The 24,589-nt window shown below is 69.8% G+C and carries 20 protein-coding genes; 13 read left to right on the plus strand and 7 right to left on the minus strand.

All coding sequences use genetic code 11. The features are described from left to right. Positions 1-77 precede the first annotated feature (77 nt). Positions 78-2,171: a prolyl oligopeptidase family serine peptidase gene (locus TR33_RS20250; RefSeq protein WP_042284781.1), complete on the minus strand. Its 2,094-nt coding sequence runs from the start codon at positions 2,169-2,171 to the stop codon at positions 78-80. A gap of 378 nt (positions 2,172-2,549) precedes the next feature. On the opposite strand from TR33_RS20250, the gene TR33_RS20255 reads away from it, so the two are divergent. Beyond that, the gene (locus tag TR33_RS20255; RefSeq protein WP_014909715.1) at positions 2,550-3,050 is read left to right on the plus strand and encodes an HNH endonuclease; all 501 of its coding nucleotides are present in this window, start codon (positions 2,550-2,552) and stop codon (positions 3,048-3,050) included. A 132-nt stretch (positions 3,051-3,182) separates the two neighbouring features. Further along, positions 3,183-3,389: an FmdB family zinc ribbon protein gene (locus TR33_RS20260; RefSeq protein WP_014909920.1), complete on the plus strand. Its 207-nt coding sequence runs from the start codon at positions 3,183-3,185 to the stop codon at positions 3,387-3,389. A 71-nt stretch (positions 3,390-3,460) separates the two neighbouring features. Here the strand turns inward: TR33_RS20260 and ilvD are convergent, their stop codons facing one another. Beyond that, positions 3,461-5,323, minus strand: coding sequence for a dihydroxy-acid dehydratase (ilvD, locus tag TR33_RS20265; protein WP_017533761.1), 1,863 nt, complete (start codon positions 5,321-5,323; stop codon positions 3,461-3,463). A gap of 210 nt (positions 5,324-5,533) precedes the next feature. Next, positions 5,534-6,310: a nuclease-related domain-containing protein gene (locus tag TR33_RS20270; protein ID WP_014911421.1), complete on the minus strand. Its 777-nt coding sequence runs from the start codon at positions 6,308-6,310 to the stop codon at positions 5,534-5,536. 212 nt (positions 6,311-6,522) lie between these two features. Here TR33_RS20270 and TR33_RS20275 point away from each other — a divergent pair, with 212 nt between their 5' ends. Continuing rightward, positions 6,523-7,962, plus strand: coding sequence for an amidase (locus tag TR33_RS20275; protein WP_084570296.1), 1,440 nt, complete (start codon positions 6,523-6,525; stop codon positions 7,960-7,962). On the opposite strand, the gene TR33_RS20280 is transcribed toward TR33_RS20275, so the two are convergent. After that, positions 7,859-9,262, minus strand: coding sequence for an MFS transporter (locus tag TR33_RS20280; RefSeq protein ID WP_042284783.1), 1,404 nt, complete (start codon positions 9,260-9,262; stop codon positions 7,859-7,861). The genes TR33_RS20275 and TR33_RS20280 overlap by 104 nt on opposite strands. Before the next feature lie 161 nt (positions 9,263-9,423). On the opposite strand from TR33_RS20280, the gene malQ reads away from it, so the two are divergent. Beyond that, the gene (malQ, locus tag TR33_RS20285) at positions 9,424-11,460 is read left to right on the plus strand and encodes a 4-alpha-glucanotransferase (protein WP_042284785.1); all 2,037 of its coding nucleotides are present in this window, start codon (positions 9,424-9,426) and stop codon (positions 11,458-11,460) included. A gap of 66 nt (positions 11,461-11,526) precedes the next feature. Here malQ and pepN read toward each other — a convergent pair whose 3' ends face one another. After that, positions 11,527-14,070 carry an aminopeptidase N gene (gene pepN / locus TR33_RS20290; RefSeq protein WP_014913567.1) on the minus strand — a complete coding sequence of 848 codons (2,544 nt, stop codon included), beginning with the start codon at positions 14,068-14,070 and terminating at the stop codon, positions 11,527-11,529. 207 nt (positions 14,071-14,277) lie between these two features. Between pepN and TR33_RS20295 the strand changes: the two genes are divergently transcribed. The 9 genes from TR33_RS20295 to TR33_RS20325 all read left to right on the plus strand — a co-directional run bounded on the left by TR33_RS20295 (position 14,278) and on the right by TR33_RS20325 (position 21,743). Next, positions 14,278-14,910: a mycothiol-dependent nitroreductase Rv2466c family protein gene (locus TR33_RS20295; RefSeq protein WP_014908312.1), complete on the plus strand. Its 633-nt coding sequence runs from the start codon at positions 14,278-14,280 to the stop codon at positions 14,908-14,910. Between the two features lie 19 nt (positions 14,911-14,929). Continuing rightward, positions 14,930-15,085 carry a hypothetical protein gene (locus TR33_RS26975; RefSeq protein WP_014911338.1) on the plus strand — a complete coding sequence of 52 codons (156 nt, stop codon included), beginning with the start codon at positions 14,930-14,932 and terminating at the stop codon, positions 15,083-15,085. A gap of 96 nt (positions 15,086-15,181) precedes the next feature. Beyond that, positions 15,182-16,603 (plus strand): aldehyde dehydrogenase family protein, encoded by a 1,422-nt coding sequence (locus TR33_RS20300; protein WP_042284786.1) that lies wholly within the window; start codon positions 15,182-15,184, stop codon positions 16,601-16,603. A 125-nt stretch (positions 16,604-16,728) separates the two neighbouring features. Continuing rightward, on the plus strand, positions 16,729-16,875 hold the full coding sequence (locus tag TR33_RS26980) for a hypothetical protein (protein ID WP_014912823.1): 147 nt from the start codon (positions 16,729-16,731) through the stop codon (positions 16,873-16,875). Between the two features lie 105 nt (positions 16,876-16,980). Further along, a complete protein-coding gene (locus TR33_RS20305) occupies positions 16,981-17,448 on the plus strand; it encodes a ribose-5-phosphate isomerase (RefSeq protein ID WP_014909552.1) in 468 nt (155 codons plus the stop codon). Between the two features lie 477 nt (positions 17,449-17,925). Continuing rightward, a complete protein-coding gene (locus TR33_RS20310) occupies positions 17,926-19,029 on the plus strand; it encodes a PP2C family protein-serine/threonine phosphatase (RefSeq protein WP_014912092.1) in 1,104 nt (367 codons plus the stop codon). A 375-nt stretch (positions 19,030-19,404) separates the two neighbouring features. Next, positions 19,405-20,745, plus strand: coding sequence for a magnesium transporter (gene mgtE, locus TR33_RS20315; protein WP_036567792.1), 1,341 nt, complete (start codon positions 19,405-19,407; stop codon positions 20,743-20,745). 121 nt (positions 20,746-20,866) lie between these two features. After that, positions 20,867-21,067, plus strand: coding sequence for an antitoxin (locus TR33_RS20320; protein ID WP_014911582.1), 201 nt, complete (start codon positions 20,867-20,869; stop codon positions 21,065-21,067). 163 nt (positions 21,068-21,230) lie between these two features. Then, positions 21,231-21,743 carry a hypothetical protein gene (locus tag TR33_RS20325; RefSeq protein WP_017533765.1) on the plus strand — a complete coding sequence of 171 codons (513 nt, stop codon included), beginning with the start codon at positions 21,231-21,233 and terminating at the stop codon, positions 21,741-21,743. A 44-nt stretch (positions 21,744-21,787) separates the two neighbouring features. On the opposite strand, the gene TR33_RS20330 is transcribed toward TR33_RS20325, so the two are convergent. Both TR33_RS20330 and TR33_RS20335 read right to left on the minus strand, forming a co-directional pair. Further along, entirely contained in the window at positions 21,788-23,650 is a 1,863-nt protein-coding gene (locus tag TR33_RS20330) for an ABC transporter ATP-binding protein (protein WP_026124856.1), read from the minus strand. Between the two features lie 105 nt (positions 23,651-23,755). Continuing rightward, entirely contained in the window at positions 23,756-24,259 is a 504-nt protein-coding gene (locus TR33_RS20335) for an adenylyltransferase/cytidyltransferase family protein (RefSeq protein WP_014913101.1), read from the minus strand. Positions 24,260-24,589: the final 330 nt, after the last annotated feature.

A 24,589-nucleotide genomic window follows, 5' to 3' on the forward strand; every position in this document is an offset into this window, starting at 1 on the left:
ATTGTTCCAAAGAGGACCGGACGGGGCCCCGGGTGGTCCTGTGTCCTTGCTCTCCCACCCGGAGCCCGCGTCGATGGTCAGCCGACCGAGAGTCCCAGGTGGTGGGCGAGGAAGGCGAGCTGGTCGGCGCTCAGTTCCACGCTGCGGCTCACCGAACGGGAGCTGTGCCCCACCTCTCCCTCCCTGCGCAGCAGCACCGGGCTCTCCTCGATCGACGACGAGGTGGCGTGCTGGAGGGCCGCGCACAGCTTGCGCGCGTGCAGCGGGTCCACACGCGTGTCGTTGTCGAACACGGTGAAGAGGACGGCCGGGTAGCGGGTGCCCTCACGCACGTTGTGGTACGGGGAGTAGCCCAGCAACCAGCCCAGCTCCTCGGGCACGTCGGCGCTGCCGTACTCCACGCTCCACAGCTGTCCGAGCCCGAACCTCTCGTAGCGCACCATGTCCAGCAGGGGGGCCGAGCACACGGCGGCGGCGAACAGGTCCGGTCGCTGGGTGACCATGGTGCCCACGAGCAGGCCGCCGTTGCTGCCGCCCATGATCGCCAGGTGGTCGGTGTCGGTGACACCCGAGGAGATCAGGTGTTCGGCGGCCGCCGCGCAGTCGTCGAACACGTTCTGCTTCTTCCCGAGCATGCCGTCGCGGTGCCACTGCTCGCCCTCCTCCAGGCCGCCCCGCAGGTTGGCCACGGCGTAGACGCCGCCGGCCTCGACCCAGGACAGGACCGTCGCGGAGTAGGAGGGGGTCATCGGGATCTGGAAGCCGCCGTAGCCGTACAGGATGGTCGGCCGGGGGCCGTCCGCCGGAGCGACCGGGGAGACGACCAGCATCCGGACCGTGGTGCCGTCCTTGGAGGTGAAGGACACCTGCTCGGTGCGGACCTCGGGCAGGTCGACCTCGCCGGGGGCCTGGGCCCAACGCTCCACCGTGTCGGCGCGGGCGTCGTAGCGGTAGACCGAGGAGGGGTGGGTGTTGTCGGTGTAGCCGAACCACGCCTCGTGGCCGCCCTCGGGGCGGGCGGTCAGACCGGCCAGACTCCCCAACCCGGGCATGGGCAGGGTGCCCAGGAGCTCTCCGGAGGCCGGATCGTGGCGGGTGATCTCGCTGATCGCGTGCCGGCTCCAGACCGCGAGCAGCACGGGGGAGTCGAGCTCCTCGCCGTCGAGGAGGGCATGTCCCTGGAGCACCGCCTCCTCGTCCTCGTGGATCAGGGTGGTCCAGTTCTCGTACCCGGGGGAGGCCGGGTCGACCACGCACAGACGTCCGCGCGGGGCGTCGCGGTCGGTGAGCAGGTACAGGCGACCGTCGCGGCCGACCCGGGCGCCGGTGTCGGCGTCGACGCCCTCCTGAACGGTGACCAGGCGGGGGCTCTCCAGAGGGCCCTCGTGCAGGTCGGCGACCCAGAGGTCGATGGCGGCGGAGGTGCCCTTGGCCGAGGACAGCACCAGCCAACGGCCGTCCGTGCTGATGGACAGGCCGTAGTACTCGGTCTTGTCCCGGCCCTCGCCGAAGACGATCGCGTCCTCCTCGGCGGGGGTCCCCAACCGGTGCAGGTAGACGCGGCGGTGGTAGCTCTCCTCGCCTTCGGGGACCAGGTCGGTGGACAGCCGGCGCACGTAGTAGAAGGCCGAGCCGTCCGGCAGCCAGGCCACCGGGCTGTACCGGGTGCGGTCGATGGGGGTGTCGACGAGCTCCCCCGAGTCCACGTCCATGAGGCGCAGGAGGGACTCCTCATCGCCTCCCTCGGAGAGCTGGTAGGCCAGCAGACGGCCGTCGGGGGAGGGGCTCCAGGAGTCCAGGGTGGTCGTTCCGCTCGGGTCCAGGACCCCGGGATCGATCAGGGTGCGCTCGGGGCCGTCGCCGTCTTGGACGGACAGTACGGAGTGCTCCTGGCCGGGGCCGAGACGGGTGCTGAAGCGGCGCTCGCCCCGCCACACCGGCACCCCCACGTTCCCGGCACCCATGAGTGAGCGGAGCCGTTCGGCGAAGGGGTCGCGGGCGACATGTTCGGAGCCGAGTCGGTGGTACAGGTCGTCCTGGGCGTCGGACCATTCCTTGGTGTCGGGGGAGTCGGCCTCCTCCAACCATCGGTAGGGGTCCCGGACCATGTGGCCGTGCAGGTTCTCTTGGATGTCCAGCCGTTGGGCCGGGGGATAGCGGAGTTCGCTCATACTTCGCACCCTATCCACCCATATCTCACCGTGTGTGTTCGGCGCGGCGGCAACGTGAAACCCGGCTTCTCGGCCGCACAATGGGTTCCAGAAAGCGACAACGAGCGGTTTTCTGGACGCCCGACGTAAATTGGGGTGGCGCCGGGACGGTTCCACCCAGCAAACTGAATGCGGGACGCAACTCGGCGGGAACCACCGGGAGGTCCGTGTGGCAAGGCGTAAGGAGACATCGGTCTTCGAACCGGTGCACAGGGAGGTTTCCCGGGCGGCCGAACGGCCGACCGGGAAGGAGACACGGCGGTCGACGACGACCGTCGGGGTGACGCGATGAGCGCCCGACGCAGCCGGGAGGGTGGTCCAGGCACCGCCCGCCGCCACGTGCTGCTGCTCAACGCCAGCTTCGAACCATTGACGACGCTTCCGCTACGCAGAGCGATCCTGCTCGTTCTGCGGGAAAAGGCGGAGGTCGTCCACGAGGACGGCACGGGGGCGATGCTGCATTCGGCCACCCGCTCCTACGACGTGCCGTCGGTGATCCGGCTCAGGCGCTACATCAGTGTTCCGTACAGCCGCAGGGTGCCCCTCACCCGAGTGGCGCTCATGCGCAGAGACAGGCACACCTGCGGTTACTGCGGTAAGAAGGCCGAGACGATCGACCACGTCATCCCTCGAAGCAGGGGCGGTGCCCACGTGTGGGAGAACGTCGTGGCGGCCTGCAAGCCCTGCAACCACCGCAAGGCGGACAAGTTCCTGGACGAGATCGGCTGGGAACTGCACATCACCCCCAAGGTGCCCAAGGGACCCCACTGGCGGTTGATCAACGGTGACCTGCACGGCGACCCCCAGTGGGAGCCGTACATGGCGCATCTGGCCGCCTGAGGCGGCCCGCGGGGTCGGGGGCACGCGTCCCACCCGGTCCCGTGAACGCCCTCGGAGACGGAGCCCTTCCCCGGCCCGGCTCCGGGGGCGTCGCCCTGCCGGGGACCTCGAGCGCGGATCTATCCTGAGCCCATGCCCAGATACGATTTCCGCTGCCGCGAGTGCGGCGAGACCTTCGAGCTCTCCCGGCCCATGGCCGACTCCGACGCCCCGGCGGACTGCCCGCGAGGGCACGACGACACGGTGCGCCTGCTGTCCACCGTCGCGGTGGGCGGACGCGCGTCCGCCCCCGCCGCCCCCACCGGTGGCGGGTGCTGCGGGGGCGGCTGCTGTTCCTGAACCGACCACGGTCCGGTGGGACCACGTCGGGTCCCCGGGCCCACGTCCCTCGGGCGTGGGCCCCGGGTCGGTCAGCGCTCGATCTGGGAGATGTCGCGGGCCGCGCCGGTGGAGGCCGAGGTGGCCATCGCGGCGTAGGCGCGCAGCGCGGCGGTCACCGGACGCTCGCGGTCGCGCGGCCGGAACCGGCCCAGCTCCTTGAGCAGACGCTCGCGTCGGGTGTCCAGCTCGTCCTCGGGGACCCGCAGCACGATGCCCCGGTTCGGGATGTCGATCTCGATGACGTCGCCGTCCTCGACCAGGGCGATATCGCCCCCGGCCGCGGCCTCCGGAGAGGCGTGGCCGATGGACAGCCCCGAGGTGCCGCCGGAGAAGCGGCCGTCCGTGATGAGCGCGCAGGCCTTGCCCAGACCGCGTCCCTTCAGGAAGCTCGTCGGGTACAGCATCTCCTGCATACCGGGGCCGCCCTTGGGGCCCTCGTAGCGGATGACGACCACGTCACCGGGGACGATCCGCTTGTTGAGGATGCCGTCGACCGCGTCCTCCTGGGATTCGAAGACCTTGGCGGGGCCGGAGAAGGTCCACAGTTCCTCCTCCACGCCGGCGGTCTTGACGATCGCGCCGTCCGGGGCGAGGTTGCCGAACAGCACGGCCAGCCCGCCGTCCTTGGTGTAGGCGTGCTCCACGGAGCGGATACAGCCCTTCTCGCGGTCGGTGTCCAGTGTGTCCCAGCGGACGCTCTGCGAGTAGGCCTTGGTGGTGCGGCGGCCTCCGGGGGCGGCGTGGAAGAGCTCCAGGGCCTCCTCGCTCACCGTCTCCGAGACGATGTCCCAGCGGTCGAGCACCTCGCCGATGGTCTCGCCGTGAACGGTGGGCAGTGAGGTGTCGAGCAGACCGCCTCGGGCCAGTTCGCCCAGGATGGCGGGGATGCCTCCGGCCCGGTGGACGTCCTCGATGTGGTACTTCTCGGTGTTCGGCGCGACCTTGCACAGGCAGGGGACCCGGCGCGAGATCTCGTCGATCTCGGGCAGCCCGAAGTCCACACCGGCCTCGGTGGCCGTGGCCAGCAGGTGCAGGATCGTGTTGGTGGAGCCGCCCATCGCCACGTCCAGGGCCATCGCGTTGCCGAAGGCGGCGGGGGTGGCGATGGACAGGGGCAGCACCGAGGCGTCGTCGTCCTCGTAGTAACGCTTGGCGGCCTTCACGACCAGGCGACCGGCGTCCTCGTACAGGGCCCGGCGGGCGGTGTGGGTGGCCAGGACGGTGCCGTTGCCGGGCAGGGCCAGGCCCATCGCCTCGGTGAGGCAGTTCATCGAGTTGGCGGTGAACATGCCCGAGCAGGAACCGCAGGTCGGACAGGCGTTCTCCTCCATCTCGTCCAGCTCGGCCTGGGAGACGCTCTCGTCGGCGGCGGCGATCATGGGGTTGATCAGGTCGAGTTTGCGGACCGTGGTGGCGGTGCCGTTCACGACGGTGACCTTGCCGGCCTCCATCGGGCCGCCGGAGACGAACACGGTGGGGATGTTCAGCCGCATCGCGGCGAGCAGCATGCCCGGGGTGATCTTGTCGCAGTTGGACACGCACACCAGGGCGTCGGCGCAGTGGGCGTTGACCATGTACTCGACGGAGTCGGCGATGAGCTCGCGGCTGGGCAGCGAGTACAGCATGCCGCCGTGGCCCATGGCGATGCCGTCGTCGACGGCGATGGAGTTGAACTCGCGGGGGACCCCGCCCGCCTCGCGGATGGCGTCGGCGACGACCGCGGCGACCTCGCGCAGGTGCACGTGACCGGGGACGAACTCGGTGAAGCTGTTGGCCACGGCCACGATGGGCTTGCCGAAGTCCTCACGCTCTACACCGGTGGCGCGCATGAGGGCGCGTGCGCCTGCCATGTTCCTGCCGTGGGTGACCGTGCGTGAGCGTAGGGCCGGCATGGGTTGGGCTCCCCTCGTTACAGGTGTTTCCCCACGATGGTAGCCCCCCTCGCGGACAGCTTCGGTCTCGCTCGGGGAGACGGCTGTTCCGTATTATGAGACATCGAAGGATGTTCGCCCTGGTTCGCCCTGGGGTGAGCGGACATGCGTCGGGCCCGGAGGCTCCGTGGTACGGGGGCTCCGGGCCCGAGGGCGGACAGGGGGTCGGGGTCAGTAACGGGGTGGCAGAGCCTTCTTCGCGGCCTGATAGATCTCCTCGATCTCGGTCTCACTGAGCCGGTCGCGGCCGGTGCGCAGCCACTTGCGGACCTTGGTCCCGGTGATGATGTCCACGCCCCGCAGCCGGTGGCTGTCCCAGGGCATGCCGGGCCCGTAGATGGCCAGAGAGGCCCGGACCTTGATGTCACGGCCGAGTTCCTCGCTGATGAGCTCCTCGGCCCGCTTGGCCTCCTCCAGGGCCTCGTCGATCCTCTCGTTCTTGCTGAACCGCCCGTGGTAGAGCTTCTCCAGCTTGTTGCGCAGGGGCAGGCGCTTGTCCCAGGATTCGGAGTCGATCGCGAAGGCGCCGCGTCGACCGACGATGAAGTGGTCGATCTGACCGTTGCCGCCGGGCACGGCGCGAGCGTGCAGGACCCGGTAGCCGAGCTGTTTCATGACCTTGAGCTGGGCCTCGGTGCGACGCTGTGCCGCCGAGGGCTTACGCCAGCGCGGGATCTCCGATTCCCTGCGCGAGCTCCACACCATGACCGAGACCAGTGTGATCAGTCCGAGGGTGACTCCGACCCGCCAGTCGCCGGTGAGCATGCCGCAGCCGCCCGCGACCAGGGCGGCCACGGTGCTCCGGATGATCCACCGACGCATGGCGTCGTTGGCCTTGAGGGCACCGTAGAGGGCCTTGGTGCTGGATTCCTTGCGCTGGTTGGGGAAGAAGAGGGCTTCGGGCGGGTCGGGATCCGAACCGCCGGACGATGGGCTACGACTGTTCACTCTGGTTGCCGATTCCACGTCGGACAGGGTAGTTCCATCCATAAGCGAGTCCTAGTGCATTGGATCTCACACTTTCCCTCCCTGGTACTCGTGGTCCTCCATGTGTTCGGATACCTCGGGCGGGGAAGGATTTCCTTTTCTCTGTCTCTCTAGAGAAGACCTACCTCATTCGCCGTGGTGCCCGTTGCCCTACCCCGTTAATCTCGATCGGCATGACACGGATTCACGACCTTCCCCTTCATCGGCTCGCGGCGTCGATCCGCAGTGGTGAACTGTCGCCTGTTGAGATCACTGAGCACTATCTGGACCGGATTCACCGTCTCGACGACCGTTACGGTGCCTATATTTCGGTCCTTGAGAAAAGTGCCCTGGAACAGGCCCGTAATGCCCGAAACCGGATCGTTCGCGACACGCCGGAGGAACTCCCCCCGCTTCTCGGGATCCCTCTGCCGATCAAGGACCTGGATCCCCTCGCGGGCGCCCGTGTCACCTTCGGCTCACGACTCCACGCCGATCTCGTCGCCCCGAACGACTCCGCCGTCGTCGGTCGACTGCGCGAAGCGGGGGCGGTCCTCCTCGGAAAGACCAACACCCCCGAATTCGGGTCGACCTGCTACACCGAGAACGACGTCGCCCCGCCCACGCGCAACCCCTGGGACACACGGCTCTCGCCCGGCGGCTCCAGCGGAGGGGCCGCGGCCGCGGTGGCGGCCGGACTCGCGCCCGTCGCCCACGCGAGCGACGGCGGGGGCTCCATCAGGATCCCGGCCTCCGTCTGCGGACTGTTCGGCCTCAAGCCCACCCGAGGCAGGATCTCCACCGGAGCCGACCGGGCCGAGCTGTTCGGACTCTCCACCTCGGGGCCCCTGACCCGCTCCGTCCTGGACGCGGCCCTGCTCCTGGACGTCATGGCGGACAGCGCCCCCGGAGACGTCTACCCGGCCCCGCCGACGGCCCCCGGTACGAGCTTCGCCGACCACGTCCTCCGCGAACCGGGACGGCTGCGGATCGGGTACTACGCCGACACCGGGACGGCGGGGATCCCCGTCCACGCCGAGGTCCTCGCCGCGCACGAAAGGACCCTGAGGATCCTGACCGACCTGGGGCACGAGGTGGAGGAGATCGAGACCCCCACCGACGCCCACTTCGGCGGCTCCTACGCCCGTGACTTCCAGTACCTGTGGGAGGCCGTCGCCTCGACCATCCCCGTGGACCCGGCCCGAGAGGGCGAGCTCACCGCCATCAACCGGTGGCTGCGCGAGCGCGCCCGCTCCACCGCCGCCCCCGACCTGGTCGCGGCCTGGGGCCGCCTGCAACGAGGGGCGCGCTCCATGCTCACGGCCCATGAGGTCTACGACGTGGTCCTCAGTCCCACGCTGGCGTCGCCCCCGGTCCCCGTCGGCCACTTCACCGGGGACGGCCCCGAGACGGAGTTCCGGCTGATGACCTGGTTCTCGCCCTTCACCTCGGTCTACAACGTGTCCGGGCAGCCGTCGGTGAGCGTCCCGCTGCACCACACCGAGGACGGCCTGCCGATCGGTTCGATGTTCACGGGGAGGATGGGCGGGGAGGGGACGCTGTTGTCCCTGTCCGCTCAGTTGGAACGGGCCCGACCGTGGGCCCACCGTGTCCCCGAGGGCTGGACGGACTGATCCGATCGCCTCCGTCCGTCGCGAGGGGGACGGCCGTCCCGTCGGACGCCGGCTCTTCCGGAACGTCCGCGGGAGGGGCGGTGGAGGCCCCCGTGCGGGGGAGGAAGAGGGTGAGCACCGCGGCGAGGAGGACCAGTGAGGCCGCGCCCACCGTCCCTCCCGCGATGCCGTTGGTGTCCACGAGGGCTCCGGTGAGCGGGCCGGCGACCGCGGCCCCGGTGCTCATGGCGGTGGACATCCAGCCGAACGCCTCCGCGCGACGGTGGGAGGGGGCGGTATCGCCGAGCCTTCCCATCATGGCGGCCAGGGTCGGGGCCAGGGCCAGCCCCGAGACGAACAGCAGCGGGGTGATCAGCAGCGGGGTGGGCAGGTGGGAGATCGGCGGGACGAAGGGGATGAGGACCGCCATGCCCAGCGCGGCGGCGAACGCCCGCAGAGTGAGCCGAGGGGCCCCCTTCAACATGCCGGAGACCGCACCGCCCACCAGCGAACCCAGGGCCCAGACCGAGGCCAGGACCATCACGTACTGGGGCGCGCCGAGCTCGTTGGCCCAGGCCACGATGACCAGGTCCATCCCGACCACACCGGAGATGATCAGCAGGCACATCGCGAACAGCAGACACAGGGCGGGATGGAACAGCAGGCTCCCGCGAGGGCCCTTGTCGCCCTTCTCCGCGGCCTCTCCCTCCAGGGCCTCCTCGACCGGCGCGGGCCCGGTCACCCCGGCACGGCGCAACGCCCAGGCGAACCCCACCGCGCCCAACAGCCCCAGTACACCCAGCATCAGCAGGGCCTGGCGGGGACCGGCCATGGCGACCACGGCGGCGGTCAGGACCGGGGCGAAGACGAACAGGAGCTCCTGGGTGGTGGCCTCGGCCGCGTAGATGGCCTGGCGTTCGGGGCCTCGTGTCAGGCGTGGCCACAGGGCACGCACGATCTGGTTGGCGGGGGTGCCGAACAGCCCTGTTCCGAGGGCCAACGGCAACGACAGCCACCACAGCGAGGCGGGCAACAGGGCCAGGGCGAACAGGCCCAGGGTGAACACCACACCGCACACCAGCACCAGCCGGTCGGAGCCGCCGCGGTCGGCCATCCGTCCGCGCAACGGTCCCACCAGCGCGATCCCCAGGGTGAAGGCGCCCGCGACCAGACCGGCGAGGGTGTAGGAACCGGTCCAACCCTCCACCAGGAAGGTGACCGCGATCATCAGTCCCGGCGTGTAGAACCTGGCGGTCAGGGACCACACGAGAAGGGACGTGACGTGGGGCACGGCGAAAAGGCGCCGGTAGTTGGCGAGCACGCTTTCGATTATGCAGTTCGTCCGTCTCGGGCGCGATGGGATATCGGACTCGTTCCGGAGAGCGCCCGAGGGCCTCATCGATGGCCCGGGGGCGATCTTTCGACCCCACGCCGGGTCGGCCTCCGGTGTACGGAAGCCCAGGTGGGGCATGATCGTTCTCTGTGAAGGACGTTCAGCTTGCCAGGGTGGCCGAGCGGTACGGGGTCGCGACCGCATACGAGGACTGGCGGGGACGGCGGGTGTCCGTCTCCCCGGAGACGATCCGCCATGTCCTGGAGGCGTTGGGGGTGGATATGTCCGACCCCGGGTCCTCCCCGGAGACGGGCCGCGGACCGCTCCCGCCCGCCGTCGTGGTCCGTGAGGGCAAGGCCCCGGACCCGGTGCTGCCGGAGGGGGTCCGCAGCACGGTGGAGACCGCCGACGGTTCCCTGCTGCCCTTCGACCCGGGCCTACCACTGGGGACGCACACTCTGCGGGTGACCGATCGGGACGGAGAGCACACCGCCCCGCTGCTGGTCGTCCCCGATCGGATCGAACCCACCGCGCTCCGGGAGAACCCCCGGTTGTGGGGGGTGATGACCCAGCTCTACAGCGTGCGATCCCGGGCCTCCTGGGGGACCGGCGACCTGCGCGACCTGGCCGAACTCGCCGACTGGAGCGCCCGCGATCTGGGGGCCGACTTCACCATGATCAACCCCCTCCACGCCACCGAGCCCGTTCCCCCGATCGAGGCCTCGCCCTACCTCCCGGTCGGCCGGCGCTACACCAGCCCCCTCTACATCCGGGTCGAGGACGTGCCCGAGTACGCACGCCTCGACCCGACCCGGCGCGAGAGCGTGCAGCGTCTGGCCCGCCCCCTGCGCGAACGCGGCAGGACCGCGGACCTGCTGGACCGTGACGCGGTCTGGGAGGCCAAGCGCGCCGCGCTGGAGGTGCTCTTCCAGGTGCCCAGGACCCCGGTACGGGAGGAGCGGCTCCGCTCCTACCTGGAACGTGAGGGCCGCCCCCTGGTCGAGTTCGCGACCTGGTCGGCGCTGGCGGAGGAGTACGGCCCCGACCACCGGACCTGGCCCGCCCACCTGCGCGACGTCGGCGCGCTCGCGGTGGGCGAGGAGGCGTTGCGACGGTGGCATCGGGTGGAGTTCCACCGTTGGCTCCAGTGGATCCTGGACGAACAGCTCGCCCACGCCCAGCGCAACGCCCTCGAAGGCGGGATGAGCGTGGGCATCGTGCACGACCTGGCCGTCGGGGTCCGGCCGGGCGGCTCCGACTCCTGGATGTACGGCGACGCCCTGGTCCGGGGCCTGCACGTGGGGGCACCGCCCGACGAGTTCAACCGGCTCGGGCAGGACTGGGGGCAGCCTCCGTGGCACCCCACCGAACTCGCCCGTACGGGCTACCGGCCGTTGCAGGAGATCCTCGCCCACAACCTGCGCCACGCGGGCGGGCTGAGGATGGACCACGTGATGGGTCTCTTCCGTCTCTGGTGCGTCCCCGAGGGCGCCTCCCCGGACCAGGGCACCTACCTGAGGTTCGACCACGAGGGCATGGTGGGGGCCCTGCTCCTGGCCGCGCGTCGGGCCGACGCGATCGTGATCGGCGAGGACCTGGGCACCGTCGAGCCGTGGGTGCGCGAGCACCTGTCCGACCGGGGCGTCTTCGGGACCTCGGTGCTCTGGTTCGAGAACGACGAGGACGGACGCCCGATCGCCCCCGGTCGGTGGCGTCGCGACTGTCTGGCCACGGTCGACACGCACGACCTCCCGCCGGTGGCCTCCCACCTGTCCGCCGAACACGTCGACCTGCGCGCCCGTCTGGGGTTGCTCGACCGTCCTCTGAAGGAGGAACTCGCCGACTCCGAGGAGCGGGTGGGTCGCTGGCGGGACCTCCTCGTCGAACTGGGCCTGTTGGACGCCGGTGTGGATCCTATAGCCGACCCCCCGGCGGTGGTCGCGGCGATGCACGCCTACCTGAAGGCCACCCCCGCGCGGATGCTGGGCGTCGCGCTCACCGACGTGGTGGGGGAGCGGCGCATGCAGAACCAACCCGGGACCTCCACGGAGTACCCGAACTGGCGGATCCCGCTCACCAGCGGCGAAGGGGAACCGGTCCTGGTGGACGAACTGTCCGCCGACCCGCGCATGGTGGGCCGCATCCGCAGGGCCCTGGGCCCCCTGGGTCTTTGGACCCGGGACTAGGAACACGACGGCGGCCCCGGGGAGGAACCCCGGGGCCGCCGTGACGGTCGACCGAACGGTCCGAGATCAGCCCTCGGCGCCGGCGGCGATGTCCGTGGCGCGGGCGCGCAGGGCGCGCTCCACCCCGGCCCGACCCTCGATCAGCAGACGACGCAGCGCCGGAGCGGGGGAGTTCTCGGCGATGTAGGCGTCGGTGCGCTCCAGGGTCGCCTCCTCCACCAGGTGGCTCGGGTAGGCGATCTCGGCGAAGGACTGCGCGAACTCACCGGTCCAGCTCTCCCAGGCCGGAGCGAGCCGGGCGAAGTACCGGTCCAGGAAGGGACGGTACAGGTCGGCCTGGAGCGGCTCGGTGAAGCCCACCAGCACCGAACGGAACTCGGCGTTGGCGAGGTCGCCGCCCACGATCCGCTCCCACGCGGCCTCCTTGGCCTCGGAGGTGGGGATCGCGGCCCGGGCGCCGGCGGCGTTGCGCTGACCGGCCGCGGTCGGGTCCGCCTTCAGCTCGGCGTCGATCTCGGCCTCGCCGGCCTCACCGGTGGAGACCAGACGGCGCAGCAGGGTCCAACGCAGGTCGGTGTCGACGGTCAGACCGTCCACGGTGATCGCGCCGTCGAGCAGACCGCGCAGCAGCGACAGGTCGGCCTCGGTCACGGCCACCGAGGCGAGCGCGTTGACGTAGGCCAGCTGGAGGTCGCCGCCGGGCTCGGCCGAGGACAGCAGCTCGCGCAGGCGGGAGCCCAGCTTCTCGAAGCCGATCGGGCGCCAGGCCGGGTCGGCGTAGTTGACGATCGCGCCCGCGGCCTGCCGCAGCAGGGTCTGGGCGACCATCACGTCGTCCACGCCGCTGATCCCGGAGATGACCAGCTCGACGTAGTCGCGGGCGGCCATCTCGCCGTCGCGCGTCATGTCCCAGGCGGCGCCGAAGGCCAGCGCGCGCGGCAGGGACTCGCGGATCTCGCCGACGCCCTCGACCACGGTGCGCAGGGAACGCTCGTCCAGACGGATCTTGGTGAAGGTGAGGTCGTCGTCGTTGATCAGCACCAGGTCCGGGCGGGCCTTGCCGACCAGCTCGGCGACCTCGGTGCGCTCACCGCTGACGTCCAGCTCCACACGCTCGCGGCGCACGATGCCGTTCTCGGTGCGGTCGTACAGGCCCACCGCGAGGCGGTGCGAACGCAGCGTCGGGTGCTCGGAGGCGGCCTCCTGGAGCACGGCGAACGAGGTGAAGTTCCCGTCCGCGTCCACCTCGAACTCCGGGCGCATCGTGTTGACGCCGGTGGTCTCCAGCCACTCACGGGACCAGCCGGAGAGGTCACGGCCGGAGGCGGCCTCCAGGTGCTTGAGGAGGTCCTTCAGCTCGGTGTTGCCGTAGGCGTTCTCCTTGAAGTAGGCGCGCACGCCCGCGAAGAACGCGTCCACGCCCACGTACGCCGCGAGCTGCTTGAGGACCGAGGCGCCCTTGGCGTAGGTGATGCCGTCGAAGTTGACCTCGACCGCCTGGATGTCGACCATGTCGGCGGCGATCGGGTGGGTCGAGGGCAGCTGGTCCTGGAGCAGGGCCCACGCCTTCTCGACGTTGGCGAAGGTCGTCCAGGCGTCGGTCCACTTGGTGGCGTTGGCCTGGCAGTAGACGCTGGCGTAGGTCGCGAAGGACTCGTTCAGCCACAGGTCGTCCCACCAGCGCATGGTGACCAGGTCGCCGAACCACATGTGCGCCATCTCGTGCAGGATGGTCTCGGCGCGACGCTCGTAGCGGGCGTCGGTGACACGGGAACGGAAGACGTAGTCCTCCAGGAAGGTCACCGCACCGGCGTTCTCCATGGCCCCGGCGTTGAACTCGGGCACGAAGAGCTGGTCGTACTTGCCGAACGCGTACCGCACGTCGAACAGGTCGTGGAAGAAGTCGAAGCCCTGCTTGGTGACCTCGAACAGGGCGTCGGAGTCCAGGTGCTCGGCGAGCGAGGCGCGGCAGTACAGGCCCAGCGGGATGCCGTCGTGCTCGTCGCGCACCACGTGGTAGGGGCCCGCGATCAGCGCGGTGATGTAGGTGGACATCACCGGGGTGGCCGGGAAGTGCCAGCGCACGCGCTCGTCGCCGGCGGCCTCGCGCTCCACGTCGGGGGCGCTGTTGGACACGACCTCCCACGACGGGGGCGCGTACACGGTCAGCTCGAAGGAGGCCTTCAGGTCGGGCTGGTCGAAGCACGTGAACATGCGGTGCGCGTCGGCCGTCTCGAACTGGCTGTACAGGTAGACCGAGTCGTCGACCGGGTCCACGAAGCGGTGGAGGCCCTCGCCGGTGCGCATGTAGGCGGCGTCGGCCACCACGGTCAGCTCGTTCTCGGCCGCCACGGAGGGAAGGGTAAGCCGCTCACCATCGAACAGCTCGGCGACGTCGAGCGCCTCGCCGTTGAGGGTCGCGCCGTGCATCTTGGGCGCGACCAGGTCGATGAAGGTCCGCGCCCCCGTCTCCGAGCTGGAGAAACGCACCGTGGTGGTGGACCGGAAGGTCTCGTCCCCGGTGGTCAGGTCCAGCTCCACGGCGTAGGAGTCGACGCTGAGGATCCGCGCCCGCCCCCGGGCCTCGTCCCGTGTGAGGTTCCCTGCCACGCAAAGCTCCCTTCACGGCCGCCGTCGTCGCCGGCCGGAATCGTTACCGACCACGGCGAGCCTGCCGACAAGGGTGGGCGTCGTCGGGCCGAAGGTCGTCTCAATCGGCTTCGATCCTGCCACGCGCGGGGGTGGAATGCGCAACCGATGTGCGTGGTTGGTGACCTACGCGGCGAAGTTTTCGGCCTTGGAGAACAGGAGTAGTCGATGACGCAGGACGACGGTGGGCGCGACCAGGGGACGATCCGGGCGGACATGTGGTTCGACCCGGCGTGCCCTTGGGCATGGATCACCTCCCGGTGGCTTCTGGAGGTGGAGAAGGTACGTCCGGTCCGGGTGGACTGGCACGTGATGAGCCTGGCGGTGCTCAACGAGGACCGCGACATCCCCGCGGACTATCGGGAGTTCCTCAAGACCGCCTGGGAGCCGGTGCGCGTGTGCATCGCGGCCGAACGGCGCTTCGGCCCCGAGGTCCTGGGGCGTCTGTACACCGCCATGGGCACCCGCTTCCACGACAAGGGGGAACCCCGCACCATCGACACGGTGCGCGCGGCCCTGGCCGACGCGGAGCTGCCCGTCGACCTGGCCGACGCGGCGGGGTCCACCGAATACGATGAGGCCTTGCGCGCCTCGCACGGAGAGGCGATGGAACTGGTCGGAGAGGACGTCGGTACCCCCGTCGTCCAGGTCGAGGGCGTCTCGTTCTTCGGTCCGGTCGTCACTCCGATCCCGCGCGGCGAGGACGCCGGAAGGCTGTGGGACGGTGTGCGTCTGGTCGCCGGGACCGACGGGTTCTTCGAACTCAAGCGCACCCGCACCCGTGAGCCCGTCTTCGACTGATCCACCCGGGAGGGACCCCATGCCAGGGCCTGACGACGACCGCCGTGTCGATTTCCTCGACGACCTCGAGATCCTGCCCGACATCACCGGTGACGAACGCTCCGAAGGGTGGGGAGACTCCGACGAGGACTCCACCGCGCGGCTGATCGCCGACCGGCCCCCGCACTGGGGCTGAACGTCCCCCCGCCCCGGCGCCCGCGACCCGCGGACGTCGGGGCGATCTTCCTCGATGCCCTGGTCAAGGCCGAAGCGGCTCTGGGACAGTGGGCCCATGCGATCCCTCTACATCGACGGCACCTGGCGAGACTCCTCCTCCGACGAGGCCCTGGACGTGATCGATCCGGCGACCGAACAGGTCATCGATCGCGTCCCGGCCGGCACCACCGACGACGTCGACGCCGCGGTCGAGGCCGCGGCGGCCGCCTTCCCGGCCTGGGCGGCCCTCTCCTCCGGACAGCGCGTCACCCATCTGGCCAAGGCGCTGGAGCTGTTCTCCGCGCGTCTCGACGAGATCACCGCCCTGTTGACGCGGGACATGGGCGCCCCCGTCACCTTCTCCGGCAAGGTCCAGGCCGGGCTGCCCGCGTTGATGTTCCGCACCTACATCGACCTGGTCGAGGAGCACGGGGAGCGCTACTTCACGGGGGAGCGGGTCGGCAACTCCCTGCTGGTGCACGAGCCCGTCGGTGTGGTGGGCGCCATCACCCCGTGGAACTATCCGCTGCACCAGATCGTCCTCAAGGCCGTCCCGGCCCTGCTGGCGGGCAACACCGTGGTCCTCAAACCGAGCGAGATCGCCCCTCTGAGCGCCTACGCCCTGGCCGAGGTGTTCGACGGGGCCGGTCTGCCCCCCGGTGTGTTCAACCTGGTCAGCGGCACCGGGCCCGTGGTCGGAGAGGCGATCGCCGCGCACCCGAAGGTCGACATGGTCTCCTTCACCGGCTCCACGCGGGCCGGGACGCGGGTCTCCGAGGTGGCCGCCGCGACGATCAAGCGGGTCGCCCTGGAACTGGGCGGGAAGTCGCCCGACGTCATCCTGCCCGGCGCCGACCTGACCCAGGCGATCAAGCGCGGGGTCGCCGACGTCATGCGCAACACCGGGCAGAGCTGTGACGCGCTCACCCGCACGCTGATCCACCGCGACTCCTACGAGGAGGCCGTGGAGCTGGCCGTCGCCGCCGCGGCCAAGTACGTCCCCGGGGATCCGACCGACGAGTCCACCCGGCTGGGCCCGCTCGTCTCCGCGGCCCAGTTGGAGCGGGTCCGCGCCTACATCGACCTCGGTGTGGAGGAGGGGGCCCGTCTGGTGACCGGCGGCTCCGGCCCGGTCGAGGGCATGGAGCGCGGCTACTACGTCGCTCCGACGATCTTCGCCGACGTGCGCAACGACATGCGTATCGCGCGAGAGGAGATCTTCGGCCCCGTCATGTCCCTCATCCCCTACGGCACCGTGGAGGAGGCCGTGCGGATCGCCAACGACACCGTCTACGGCCTCAGCGCCTCCGTGTGGTCGGCGGAACCGGAGCAGGGGATGGCCGTGGCCCGTGCCCTGAGGGCCGGTCAGGTCCGGCTCAACGGGGGTGCGCTGAACCCCCGCGCGCCCTTCGGCGGATACAAGCGTTCCGGCAACGGCCGCGAGTGGGGGCTGCCCGGCCTGGAGGAGTTCTGCGAGGTCAAGGCCGTGCAGACCTGATCCTGTGCTCGGTATCACCCGGGATCGGCCCATCGGCGAGGAATCGGCCCCGGTGACGGAGGCGTTGTGGGGTGTGGAAAGATTCCGACTGGTCATTCCCCGGTCGAACCCAAACGAGGTGTGAGTTGAGCAACAAGCCCGCGGTCTCCAAGGCAGGTCCCCTCGGCAAGGACGTCAAGGCCATCATCGTGTACAACCTGATCGCGATCCTCTCCGCGGTGGGTTTCGCCGCCCTGGGTCTGAGCGTCGCCGCGGCCGCGGCCGGTGCCTGATCAGGTCGACGCCGAGACGTACACCGCAGCGCTCTCACCGCGCCCCGCCCGCTCCCGGGCCGGGGCGCGGCGTCGTTCGCGCCCCGAAGGTGCCACACTGGTGAAGTGCGTGTTTACCTTGGATCAGATCATGCGGGCTTCGAGCTCAAAGAACACCTCGTCACCTGGCTGAAGGAGCGGGGCCACGAGGTCGTGGACGCCGGACCGGCCGTCTATGACGCGGTGGACGACTATCCTCCGTTCGTCCTGCGCGCCGCCGAGGGCGTGGCGAAGGACCCGGGCTCCCTGGGCATCGTCATCGGAGGCTCCGGCAACGGCGAGCAGATCGCCGCGAACAAGGTCGAGGGCGTTCGTGCCGCCCTGGCCTGGAGCGAGGACACCGCCAAGCTGGCGCGCGAGCACAACGACGCCAACGTGCTCGGCATCGGCGGGCGGATGCACTCCCTGGAGGAGGCCACGCGTTTCGTGGAGCTCTTCCTGGCGACTCCGTACAGTGACGAAGAGCGGCACACCCGTCGTATCGCGATGCTCTCCACCTACGAGCGGACCGGAGAGCTTCCTCCGCTTCCGTAACATTCCCGTCCTGGTCGGGGTCGCGAGGCCTCTCCCGACATGAACGGAACAAGGCCCCCGTGCGTGTTGTACGGGGGCTTTGTCGTGCTTGAAAGTGGAATAGGTGACGAATCGGGCCTGAAGACCCTGGCGCGACCGGCCGTTGTAGGGGATCATGTCTCGCGGCCGTGTCCACCGAACGCCGGTGAACAGGGCTTCCGCGCGGGTTTAGGCGGAACCCAAACCCGGGGTTATGGGGTGGAACGGCACCTGTGGCACGTGCCACGCCGGTACTCCAAGCGCTACAGTTCGTGCACAGCGGCGGGCCATGGCCGTCCGCGGCGCAGCGATGCCGCCTCTTCACCGGCCACCATGTCCCCACACCGTCCGGCCCGCCGACACGGACAGGCCCCGACGCGACCCCGGCCGCACCGGTGCGCCTTACGACGACCAGGAGTGACCCCCGCCGGCGAGCGGGCGCGCCGAGCCAGAGGATCAATGAACCCCACACCGACCGCCAAGGCCACCCGTATGCTGCGCTCCGCCGCGCAGCGATTCATCGCGGTGCTCAAGCGCAAGGTGCTCTTCCGCTACCGGCTCGTCCTCATCACCCTCGTCGCCCTGGCGGTCGGGATCGGCGTGGGCTCCGTGTGGGGCCCGGCCGGCTGGTTCCCACCGAGCTCCACCATCCTCACCGTCCTGGCCGGCGGACTGCTCCTCAAACGCAAGAGCCTGGCCTTCCTGCTCGCCGTGGTCGCCGCGGTCCTGCTCTTCGTCGCCTCCCGCCTCGACGTCGGCCAGGTGGGCCCCGGCCTGTTGGTCACCATCGGGGTCACCGCCGTCCTGTCCTACCTGCTGTCCGGGGTGCGCGAACGCCTCGGCGTCCAAGGACTGAGCGGCGAGATGATGCTGCTGGACCTGCGCGACCGGCTCCGCCACCAGGGCAGGCTCCCCGAACTCCCCGAGGGCTGGGGACGCACCGCCGTCCTGCGCCAGGCCGGCGGCTCCTCCTTCGGCGGCGACTTCGTCGTGTCCATACTCCGCGGCAACCGGCTCGACATCGCGGTGGTGGACGTGTCGGGCAAGGGGGTGGACGCCGGCACCCGCGCCCTGATGCTGTCCGGTGCCTTCAGCGGACTGATCGGCGCGGTGCCCGCGCGGGACTTCCTCGCCCACTGCAACGACTACCTCATGCGCAACAGCGGCGGTGAGGGGTTCGTGACCGCCGTCCACCTGAGCGTGGACACCGACACCGGCGAGTACCAGGTCGCCTCCGCCGGACACCCGCCGGCCCTGCACTACGACGGTGGAGCGGGCTCCTGGAGCGCCACCGACGCCAAGGGCGTCGTCCTGGGGGTCATCCCCGAGATGACCTACGGCTTCGTCGAGGGCAGGCTCCGGCCCGGAGACGCCATCATGCTCTGCACCGACGGGCTCATCGAGACGCCGGGCGAGGACCTGGACGCCGGGATCGACCGTCTCCTGGGCACGGCCGACATCCTGGTCACCCAGGGGTTCGCCACCGGGGCCGGTGAGGTCGTCGACACACTCAGCAAGGACAAGAACGACGACTGCGCCCTCGTCGTCCTCTGGCGTTCCTGAGCCGGGAGGAAACCCTCACCACCCCTCCGACCGGCGCTTCCCCGCTTCGGAGGCCTCTCTCCGAGGCCGCCCCGACACCTCTCGGAGCGACCCGCCGATCCGGGCCGACCCCGCCTACGGGGACGGCGGTGAGCCGCGTCGGCCCTTCCTGCCGGTAGGGTCGACATGTTCCCCGACCCCGGTACGAGGTCGTTCGTACACGTCCCAGGATCGCCGTGCCCTCCCTCTCCGCCCCCTGGGCGCCGACTCCGCACGGTCCACCACACCAGTGACGAGGGGCCGGACCCGGGATCCCCGAGGTCCCGGACCTTTCCGGATTTTGCCGGCCCGACAGGCGTGTCCGTCGGGCTCTGGAGACGCAAGGGGGTGCTTCGCATGGACGGCGAGCGCGCTGAAGAACTCACCGATCTGGTCGAGAACAGCGACCTGACAGGGATCAGGCTCTGGTTGGCCGAACACAGACCCCACGAGATCGCGGACGAACTGGCCCGTATGCCGGGACGCGAGGCGATCATCCCCTTCCGGCTCCTGGACAAGGACCGGGAGCTGGAGGTGTTCGAGGAACTCGATCCGAGTCAGCAACAGAACATCCTCCTGGGGCTGCGCGGGACCGACTTCCACGACCTGCTGGAGGAGATGGAGCCCGACGACCGGGCCCGTCTCATCGGTGAGGCCCCGGCCAAGATCGCCACCCGGGCACTGGCCGGTCTGAGCCCCGCCGAACGCAAGATGACCGCAGCCCTCCTGGGCTACCCGGAGGACTCGGTCGGCCGGTACATGACCCCCGAGACGGTCATCCTGCACCGCGACCTCACCGTGGGGCGCGCGCTGGAGGTGGTGCGGGCCCGAGGGGCCGACGCCGAGACGATCTACATCCTTCCGGTGGTCAGCGACGGCCGTCGCATGGTCGGCACCATCACCTTGAGCGACCTGGTCGTCAGTGACGACGACAGGATCCTCAAGGACCTGGTCGACGTGCTCGCGCCCCGGGTGCGCGCCAACGAACAGGTCGAGGACGCCGCCCGACTGATCCAGGAGGCCAACCTGGTCTCCCTGCCGGTGGTGGACTCCGAGGACCGCTTCGTCGGTCTGTTCACCTTCGACGACGCCCTGGAGGTCATCGAGGCCGCCGACTCCGAGGACATGGCCCGTCAGTCCGGTGCCAGCCCGGTCGGCGACCACTACGTCTCCGTCGGGGTGCTGCGTCTGGTCGGTGCCCGCTCGGTCTGGCTCATGCTGCTCATCGTCGCGGCCACGCTCACCATCAACGTGATGCAGGTGTACGAGGCCACCTTGGAGGAGGTCACGGCGCTGGCGATGTTCGTTCCGATGCTCATTGGAACCGGCGGAAACGTCGGGGCCCAGTCGGCGACGGCGATCGTGCGCGCCCTGGCCGTCGGCGAGGTGCGCGTCCGCGACCTGCCCGGGGTGATCTGGAAGGAGGGCCGGGTCGGGCTGCTGCTCGGATTCATGCTCGCGGGCATCGCCCTGGTGATCGGCTCCCTCCTGGTGGGGACCGACATCGCCGTGGTGGTCGCATGTTCGGTGATCGCGATCTGCACCTGGGCGGCCGTCATCGGCTCGTCGATGCCCCTGCTGGCCCGCAAGGTCGGCGTGGACCCGGCCGTGGTCTCCTCGCCGATGGTCGCGACCCTCGTGGACGCCACCGGTCTGCTCATCTACTTCTCGATCGCCCGGATGATTCTGGGTATCTAGGAAAGAAAGAGCCCAAAGGCGCTTTCGAGGCCCGTGTGATCTCCGTGTCTCCTCTCATCGCATGAACCGGGGGTGAAGCGGGTATCGCGTCAGAAGTCAGGACCGATCCAGGGGGGTTCCCATGTCCGGTACCGGAGAGGCGTTCGACCGGTTGAAGAAGGCCGTCGGAGACAACGCCGACAAGGTCGAAGGGGTCGTCGGAAAGGCCGCGGACGCCGCCAAGAAGGCCACCGGAGGCGCCCACGACGACAAGATCGACAAGGGGGCCGGAGCGGCCACCGAGTACCTGCGCAAGCGCGCCCAGGAGAACAAGAAGTCCTGACCGGGGAGGACCCGGCACACGGAGCGGAGGGGGAGTTCCCCCTCCGCTCCGTGCTTCCGAGCGCGATCGACGGCCTCGGAAGAAAGTGTGTATTCGCAGGTGAGGATAGGTTTCGAGAGGGCTATCCTGATCGTGTGAGGCGAACCTTACCCAGGACCCCGGGGTGGTGAGGACGATCGACGACGCGCCCTGTAGGCTCACCGTCTGCCGAGGATGCTGCTGCGGCACCCGCAAGAAGGTCCCGGGCGTCGATCACGAGGCACAGCTGGCCCGCCTCGGCTCCATCGACGACCACGCCGCCCGCCGTGTCCCGATGCGCACCAGCAAGTGTCTGGGTATCTGCTTCCAGGCCGACGTGGTGGTGGTCCAACCCTCCGGAACGGGGCGAGCGGCCGGCGGACGCCCCGTCTGGCTCGGTCGGATCACCGACGACGAGCTGTTGGAGGCCATCGACGACTGGATCTTCGAGGGCGGCCCCGGACTCGCGCCCCTGCCCGAGGCGCTCGTCGACCACGTCACGTCCAAGGACGCGAAGAAGCCGAAGAAACCCAAGGGCGCCAAGCACTCCAAGGCCGAGAAGAAGAAGCGCAAGAAGGACAAGAAGCGCGAGAAGGAGAAGAAGGCCAAGGCCGGGAAACGCGAGAAGAAGGCGGGCAAGGGGGCAGGGGCCGCCTGAGACCGCGCCACGCCCCCGCCCGAGCGGGGACGCGCGCGAGTCCCTCAGCGGTCCTGGGAGGCGAACTGGGTCCGGTACAGGGCCGTGTACAGGCCCCCGGCCGACAAGAGCTCGTCGTGGGTACCGCGCTCCAGGATCCGACCGTCCTCCAGCACCAGGATCTGGTCGGCCTCACGCACCGTCGCCAGACGGTGGGCGATCACCAGCGAGGTGCGTCCCTGGAGGGCGACGGCCAGAGCCTCCTGGACCGCGGCCTCCGAACCCGAGTCCAGATGCGCGGTGGCCTCGTCCAGAACCACCACCGACGGGGCCTTCAACAGCAACCGGGCGATGGCCAGCCGCTGCTTCTCCCCGCCGGACAACCGGTAGCCGCGGTCGCCGACCATGGTGTCCAGACCGTTCGGCAGCTGCTCCAGGAGAGGACCCAACCGCGCCATCCGCAGCGCCTCCTCCATCTCGGCCTCGGTCGCCTCGGGCCGGGCGTAACGGAGGTTGGCGCCCACGGTGTCATGGAAGAGCTGTGTGTCCTGGGTGACCACGCCCACCGAGGCGCGCAGGGACTCCCCGGTCACCTCCTTCAGATCCAGGCCGCCCAGGCGCACCTCGCCCTCGTTCGGGTCGTACAGACGCGAGACCAGGTGGGTGAGGGTGGTCTTGCCCGCCCCGGAGGGGCCCACCAGCGCCACCATCCGGCCCGGCTCGGCTCGGAAGGACACCTCGCTCAGAACCTGGGTCTCCTCGGCCGCCTCCGTGTGCGGGGTGAGCTCGAGGGAGGCCACCGAGGACTCCGCGGCTCCCGGGTAGCGGAACGACACCTGGTCGAACTCGACGCTCAACGGGCCCTTCGGCAACGGCAGGGCGTTGGGGCTCTCCTTGATCCGCGGTTCCAGGTCCAGCACCTCGAAGACCCGGTCGAAGGAGACCAGGGCCGTCATGATCTCCACGTGCACGTTGGACAGGGTGGTGATCGGGCCGTACAGCCTGGCCAGCAGGGTGGTCAGCGCCACCAGGGTGCCGACCTCGAAGGCGTTCTCCACCGCGAGCACACCGCCCACGCCATAGACCATCGCCATGGCCAACGCCGTGATGGTGGCCAACAGAGTGAACAGTAGACCGCCGATCACCGCCTGACGGACCCCCAGGTCGCGCACGCGCGCGGCCTTCGTGGAGAAGTTCAGGGACTCCTCCTCAGGGCGACCGTACAGCTTGACCAGCATGGCGCCGCCGACGTTGAACCGCTCCGTCATCAGGGAGCTCATCGCCGCGTTGTTGTCCATCGCCTCGCGGGAGATGTTCGCGAGCCTGCGGCCCAGGAACTTCGCGGGCAGGACGAACAACGGCACCATGGCCAGCGCCAGTAGGGTCACCTCCCACGACAGCGCCAGCATGGTGATGAGCACCGCGACCACGCTGATCAGGTTGGACACCACCGACTGGAGGACCGAGGTGATGGCGCGCTGGGCGCCGACCACGTCCGTGTTCAGTCGGCTGATCAGGGAACCGGTCTGTGTTCGGGTGAAGAAGGAGATCGGCATCCGCTGCACGTGGGTGAACACCTGGGTGCGCAGCAGGTAGATGACCCCCTCGCCGATCCGTGAGGAGAGCCAGCGGCCGGTGAGGGTGATGACGCCCTCCATGAGCGCCAGGACCCCGGCGGCGATCGCCAGCCAGATCACCAACGAGGTGTTCCCGGGAAGGATGCCCTGGTCGATGATGGCCCGCAGGAGCAGGGGGTTGGCCACGACGATGCCCGCGCCCACAGCGGTCACCATCAGGAAGAGCAGGATGGAGCGCCAGTGCGGGGACGCGTAGGACATGACACGTCGGGTGATCCCCGGGGGGAGTTCCTGGCCTCGGGCGCTCCCGTCGTTGACCAGCGCCCTGTAGGAGGGCCTCCCTGACATCATCGGCAGCCTCGTTTCGTACATCGGTTCGCCACGCATGGGTCAACACCGGAGAGGGCGCGCGCCTTCCCAGGCGGGAGGCCGTGATGAGCCGAGGAACCCTGATGCCTAGAGGGAGTGCGCCAACCGTCCCAGAGCCGCGGTGGTGGAGCGGCCGGGGGTGAAGGGGAGCTCCCAGGCCTGGGCTCCGAGGGCCTCGGCGCCGCGGATCTTCGCCTGGGTGTAGCGATCGCCGGCGGTGAAGGCCAGGGCGGCGGGGGAGAGCGGACGCAGTAGATCGGCGTAGGCGGCCCAGTCGGCGACCGAGGGAGAGCCCTCGATGATGAAGGAGCCGCTCACACAGGAGAGGGCCGCGATGGTCTCGGCGCGTTCCTCGGCGGGGTTGATCGGGCGTCCGGGGCCCTTCCAGGCGCGCACTCGTTCGTCGGATTCGATCCCGACGACCAGGGGGAGTCCGCGTTCGGCGATGGAGGTCAGGAAGCGCACGTGGCCGACGTGCAGGACGTCGAAGACCCCCGTGACCACGACGGGGCCCTCCAGCGGCTCCGGTCGTCGGAACCAGATCGCTCTGAGCGGCAGGCCCGCCTCGTGCGTCCCGTCCGTGTCCGTCATCTGGCCCCCGTTTCACCGAACCCGAGAGGCGCCCGTGCCCGATCGGGCCGACGGGACCGCCCGAAAGGTCAACGTACCTCTTCGAGGTGGGTATTCCGCTTTCGGGGACGCGGGAACCGGAAGGGGCCGGCGTTATTGTGACGCGCGCCACTTTGGATTGTATGGGTGGAGCGTGAGTCCCATCACGGAGACGAGTGCGTCGCGTGATCTTCGAAGGGGGCGGCCCTTCCCCATGCCCGTCCGGCCGGCTCTGAACGTGTGAGGGCCGATCGGGTGGGGTCGAGAACGGCCGGAAGCGGACATGGAGCCCCCGCGTCACACCCGCCCGCC

The organism is Nocardiopsis alba (genome assembly GCF_000710955.1).
GTDB classification, from domain to species: Bacteria; Actinomycetota; Actinomycetes; order Streptosporangiales; family Streptosporangiaceae; genus Nocardiopsis; species Nocardiopsis alba.